Origin of the sequence: Bradyrhizobium genosp. SA-4 str. CB756 (assembly GCF_000473125.1) — a bacterium.
Lineage (GTDB): Bacteria > Pseudomonadota > Alphaproteobacteria > Rhizobiales > Xanthobacteraceae > Bradyrhizobium > Bradyrhizobium arachidis.
The window spans coordinates 1,248,119-1,249,341 of the sequence record NZ_KI421499.1; the positions used below are offsets into that span (position 1 = coordinate 1,248,119).

The window sequence follows — 1,223 nt, forward strand, 5'->3', positions numbered from 1 at the left end:
TTGCGGCCCTCTAGAAGCGCGCGTATGCGCGCAGCGATCTGCCGTGCTTCGTTCGGCCGCAGGTTGGGCGTCATGCAATCGAGTATGGCTAGCATCGCCTGAACTTCGTCGATGTTAAATATTGCGGCGTCGCGATCTGATGGTCCCAACGACTGATCGGCGGCACGGGCTTGATTGGCCGCAAGCACCGCAAGGGCTTGCGACCGCAAGGACATGATATGCCGCTCGAATATATGCATTTGTTGGCCTGAGCTGCCCTGTGGGCATAGTGCCGCAAGCGCTGGTGGCCAACCCCGTCACGAAGACTGGAGTTGGCCACCTTTGCTCCCGGGAGGCTCAAATCCTCAAGGATATCAACTTGTATCTTCTAGAAGTACTCAAGGGCACCTACCAAAATCGGTCGGTCCCATCCTCACCGGCGGCTCTCTAAGCTAGGTCTTCGCCCTTAGATAAATTGGAGACACCAGCATGCCCAGACACGTGCGCTGTGCATAAACAGGAATGAACAGCCAAACGCGCATGAGAGACGCGAGAACGTTGACGGAGTAAATCCAGACGGAGCGCGATAGAGGCAGTCCCTTGGAAAGTTTATCCGAGACCTCGAAAGCCACGACAGGGAGTACCGGCAACACAGTCGGCGTCGGCGTCGCTACACATGGCGGACACAATTGCACCAAGATAACCGCGGCCGCTGCTTCGCAGGCAAACCTCCTTCCCTTCCAGGGGGTTGGTGATGATTGATCGGAAGCAGTGCCGCGCGGCTCGGCGCCGTTTGGTGGCACTGGCGCAGACGTTGTCCCTTGCCCGTCCCCATTGCTAATTGAACTTAGCACTCGGCGCTCGTCCCCCACGGGGCAGCGCTGTCCCTGCAACCCCGCTAACAGGATCCAAGCTCAGCTAGCGGTGGCAAAATGCTAATCGGGAGCTTAGCGCTCGCAACACGAGTAATATTGCCAGAACGAGACCTAGCCCGTAGGTCGGAAGCAGTGCGAACACGGCTCGGCGCCTGACGGCCTGGGGGCATCATGAGGCACGATCTCTGCCGCATCCGCGGTGCAATGAGCATAACGGAAGCGTAACTCGGCACATGGTGGTCCTTCAGCTCATGCGCTGTCCCTGCCACGCCCCCGTTAAACCCAACGATTGTTTATCGGGGCTGGCTTACCGAAAGCTGACAGACCTGCGCAGCAATTTACATAACGAAAAGCAGCCCATGTGGCCGC

At 58.3% G+C, this 1,223-nt stretch carries 1 protein-coding gene; it reads right to left on the bottom strand.

Going from position 1 to position 1,223, the window contains the following annotated elements:
- Positions 1-215: hypothetical protein (locus BRAGE_RS56380; protein WP_245161722.1), on the bottom strand; the 215-nt coding region annotated here is incomplete at its 3' end.
- Positions 216-1,223: the final 1,008 nt, after the last annotated feature.